Raw genomic sequence first — 4247 nt, 5'->3', positions numbered from 1 at the left:
TTCTTCTCATGTCCAATAGTCTGTTCGCCATACTGTTATATTTTTTGAAAAATATAACCCTTTGGCACCCCCTATTGGATACGTTTTTGAAAGTGGTTCACTTTGGCGGGAATCACTGGCTCAATTTAGATAGGAATCAGTGGCCCAGTTTGACAGGAATCGGTGGCTCAATTTTACAAGAATTTGCATGCAAAGCTTTTTATTCTAGGAACTTTACATACAAAAATTAAGGATTTATATTTGACTTTCACCAAACTATCATGGATAAAATTGAGCAAACATAAATCCTTAAAGAAATACCGTGAGCAACTGGGCATCTCCCAACTTGATATGTCAAAAATCTTACAAATATCTCAATCTGCAGTTTCTCAAATTGAGAATGGAAAAATTTACGGCAAGGGTTTTGTTAAGTATTTGAAGTATCTGGTAAAAAACAATATTGATATCAACGACTATTTCAAGGACTAATTTATAATCAAAAAAGATTATTTTAGCGGCTAGGGTTCTTTTGACGAGGGACTTCTAGATTATTTGATAATGGGAGGGTGGCCAGTCCGCTCTCCCAAATCAGAATAAATCTGCCATTTTTCTTCCTAGTTTCCCCCCTCTTTCAGTTTAAATTGCGGCTTTAATATTATACGGAATTCCTTTACTACGTGTATCCTTAATCTTAGTTATTATTTATTTCAGTAAAAAAGGAAGGGTCCTCAATAGAGTACCCTTTCCATTTGACGAGGAACAATAGATCATCTGAAACGGAAAAGGCTAAGACAGCCAAAATCAAAACAAGGCAGCTTAGCCCATAAATCTACTGTGGGGCAATTATAGTATGAAAAATTATAAGTATTACTTATATTTTATGAATGAGCTGTTTAAATCAACGAATGGGTCGTTTGAGTTGATGTATGCTTACATATCAATAAAGTAAAACCCTTATTCAAGTACAATTTATTAGTAGGTTTTGTAAAGAAATTACGTATAAAAGCAAACAGAAAATTAATGGCAAAATCTATTCATCATTAACCTGGGTATAACCATAGTCCGAGATAACAGCGATAAGGTTTTCTAAGTGCTTTGCCGGCAACCCCATTCTATGTTTGATAAAGTGGCGAAGGGTTCCTTTTGGAATGCTAGCTTGCTTTTCTATTCCAGACAAGCTCAGAAGTGGGTGAGAAATCAACCATTCTCTTAAATAAAACTGCTGATAGTTCATTAACAAATATAATATTTATACGCATATGCGTATAAATATTGTTTCAAAAAACACCTTCATTTTGAAAGCTATAATAGCCCTCTCTGGTAAGAATAATACTGTCCAAGAGAGGAACTTCCATCAAAGCTGAAGCTTTTTTAAGTTTAGCTGTTACGTCATGGTCAGCCTTGGAAGGTTTCAAGCTGCCACTTGGATGATTATGAAACAGGATAATAGCAGATGTTTTTATCAAGATTGCATTCCTCATAATATCCTTGACGGGAACGATACTGGCATTGTCAGAACCTGAGCTTACATGATGGACATTGACCACATTGTTGTTTCTGTTCAAATGCAACACTTTTACTTCCTCATGATTATCCATGCAGGTATCAAAGTATGGTCGCATATAATTTGAGGCCTCTTCGGCAGTTGTAACTCTTTCAGTGGGCAATTTAGTTCTTCGATAAATTACTGTCAATTCACCAACAAAATCTTCATAGGTTGCTATTCTTTCCATGGGCTATTTTTAGAATTACTTTTATCATACCATATCCAATAGCCAATGCAACCCAATAAAACCATGAGATACGAAATGGTGTATTGGGTATTGGCGGATATTTGGTCTGATAAGGGTGATTCATGCCCATAATTAATAGTTCTTAAATTTTGTAAAGGTTTTTATTAGCATTTAGAATTAAATGCATAAGCTAAAGGCATTAAGATTTATTTTCTATATTTATCCCGCATGTGAGCAAGGACAAAGAGGCAACGTGAGGACGACCTTGAGAAGCGGCGAAAGTCATGTATTGGAAGCAAAAGATTCCTATCAAAGCAGTACAGATTGTGCTGCTTTTTTATTTTTTAAAGCCTCTACAGCACTTTTTTTCAGTTACTGGCCAAAAACTCTGTATTTCACTTTAGCCTCCTAAAAACCCCTTTAAACTAACCTTTCTTCTTATGCATTTAATTCTAAATGCTATGTAAACCTAAAATGTAAGTGACCGAGATTTTAAGATAGATCGATGAGATCCATCTTAAAATTGAGACCTTATTAAGCCTCGCGGCGTTTGAGCAGGTGGGTGGGTGGGTTGTTTAACTGAATTAACAAAATCCCTAAATTATAATTTCGGAGTTATATTTTAATTATAATATATATTATGGAGTTCAAAAAAACCGCTGTTTATGCGATCTCCCAAAGACTAAAGTATGTTTTATTTCCCGTAAAGGGGTACTCTCTTTCCCTGCCTTCCAAACGTGTTGTTTTGCGTAAAAGACAAGATATCAAACCTTTAGAATCCAATTATAAGTAATACTAATATTTCTAAAGTGTGTTTTATTTCCGTAAAGGGGTACTTTGTTTCCGTAAAGTGTACTATTCTTCCGAATAGTGTGTTCAAGGGTTTGGAGAGGTTGCAGTCCTTAAAGTGTGCTATGTTTCCGAAAATCAGGGGTTTAACAGGGATTAAAAGCTTAACCCCCATTATTTCAAAACTCCTTATATTTGGTGCGTTAAGGAGCTTTTCTTGTGGTCCCACCTGGGCTCGAACCATGGACCCCCTGATTATGAGAAACTAAAAAAGGGTTGCATTTGGTTATATGAATTTTCTTTTTAGTTGATTTTCAGCATTTTATAGTTTTTCGTTTTGCATCTATTTGCTAATAAACTACCTTTAATCGATGATTTGTTGTACCTATGTTGTACCCGTTATAAAAAACAATGGCTTCTATAAAGACAATTTTACGAAAAAAACCACTGGCTAATGGCCACTTTCCTGTTTGTTTAAGAGTCACCAAAGATAGACGCACAAAATACTTTAAAACACTCTTCAATATTCCCGAAAACGAATGGGATATAAAAGGAGGTCAATTCAATAAGCGAAATGCGAATTATATTCAGAATAATCGTCTTTTAAATAAGATTTTAGATAGGGCTCTGAAAATTTATGGTAATCTAGAGATAGAGACGGAAGATTTTACTTTAGAAGACTTTGAAAAACATTTCAGGGTTGATTCCAATCCAGCTCGTCAAAAAGAGGTTTTTTCTTTTTGGAGAGAAATCATTGAGGAAATGAATGAAGCAGGGCGGACAGGAAATGCCAAAGTAAATTCGGAGGCTTTAAACTCTGTAAAACTATTTCATCAAAGAGAGAAACTTTCATTTAAAGAAATAACACCAACATTCTTAAATAAGTACGAAGTTTTCTTAAGGTCTCGTGGTGGGACTGACGGAGGAATTGGGGTAAGAATGAGATCTATTCGTGCACTTTTTAATTTTGCGATACAACGAAACATAACCAAAGAAGGATATTACCCATTTAGAACCTACAAACTATCTAAATTTAAAGGAAAAGCCATTAAAAAGGCTTTAACGATGGATGAAGTAATGAAAATCATGCATATTAACCTTGAAGATTACCCAACCTTAATAAATGCTCAAAATTATTTTGTTTTTAGTTTCTATACACGAGGAATGAATTTTGCTGATATGATTAAGTTGAGATGGAAAGATGTTAGCTATGATCGAATTCATTATACCAGGTCTAAAACAAAAGGTAATTTCTCTATCAAAATATTAGAACCTGTTCAAAAGATTTTAGATTATTATAAGGATATAAATCCGCATACCTCTTATGTGTTCCCTGTTCTCTTTAGAGAAGACTATACGCCCACTCAATTAGAAAATAGAAAGCACAAAATGTTAGTTCGTTATAATCAAGATTTGAAAAAAATTGCGGCTATGTGTCAAATTAACAAACCCATGAGCAGCTATGTCGCTCGTCATAGTTTTGCCAATTGTCTCAAGCAAAAAGGTGTAGCCACAGATATTATAAGTGAATCTATGGGGCACAAAAATTTGACTGTAACCCAATCTTATTTAAAAGAGTTGGAAAGTGGTGTTATTGATGAAGCTAGTGAGATGTTGCTTTAATTGTACTAGCCACTACTTAACCTGACAGTTGTGGTTAATCTGACACTTGAAAAGAACCTTTAAGCTCATTGTATTCGATGAGCTTTTCTTTTGCTAAAAGTATGGAATCCTCAAAAGTCTGCA

General features: G+C 34.5%; 5 protein-coding genes. 3 read left to right on the top strand and 2 right to left on the bottom strand.

The features are described 5' to 3' along the window. Nucleotides 1–230: hypothetical protein (locus E4661_RS19340; RefSeq protein WP_205728989.1), on the top strand; the 230-nt coding region annotated here is incomplete at its 5' end. Between the two features lie 40 nt (nt 231–270). After that, nucleotides 271–468 (top strand): helix-turn-helix domain-containing protein, encoded by a 198-nt coding sequence (locus E4661_RS19200; protein WP_168796446.1) that lies wholly within the window; start codon nt 271–273, stop codon nt 466–468. A 541-nt stretch (nt 469–1009) separates the two neighbouring features. On the opposite strand, the gene E4661_RS18870 is transcribed toward E4661_RS19200, so the two are convergent. Beyond that, a complete protein-coding gene (locus tag E4661_RS18870) occupies nt 1010–1213 on the bottom strand; it encodes a hypothetical protein (protein ID WP_136469016.1) in 204 nt (67 codons plus the stop codon). A 43-nt stretch (nt 1214–1256) separates the two neighbouring features. After that, nucleotides 1257–1712 (bottom strand): JAB domain-containing protein, encoded by a 456-nt coding sequence (locus E4661_RS18865; RefSeq protein ID WP_136469015.1) that lies wholly within the window; start codon nt 1710–1712, stop codon nt 1257–1259. 1200 nt (nt 1713–2912) lie between these two features. On the opposite strand from E4661_RS18865, the gene E4661_RS18860 reads away from it, so the two are divergent. Next, nucleotides 2913–4124, top strand: a complete 1212-nt coding sequence (locus E4661_RS18860; RefSeq protein WP_136469014.1) for a site-specific integrase — start codon at nt 2913–2915, stop codon at nt 4122–4124. Nucleotides 4125–4247: the final 123 nt, after the last annotated feature.

Origin of the sequence: Flagellimonas onchidii, assembly GCF_004804315.1 — a bacterium.
GTDB lineage: Bacteria > Bacteroidota > Bacteroidia > Flavobacteriales > Flavobacteriaceae > Flagellimonas > Flagellimonas onchidii.
The sequence above is the reverse complement of the archived record's forward strand: the minus strand, read 5'-3'. Positions and strand labels throughout refer to the sequence as shown.

Bases quoted from the DNA above. Each gene is read 5' to 3' on its own strand.
- E4661_RS18870 (WP_136469016.1), bottom strand. From the start codon at position 1,213: ATGAACTATCAGCAGTTTTATTTAAGAGAATGGTTGATTTCTCACCCA.
- E4661_RS18865 (WP_136469015.1), bottom strand. From the start codon at position 1,712: ATGGAAAGAATAGCAACCTATGAAGATTTTGTTGGTGAATTGACAGTA.
- E4661_RS18860 (WP_136469014.1), top strand. From the start codon at position 2,913: ATGGCTTCTATAAAGACAATTTTACGAAAAAAACCACTGGCTAATGGC.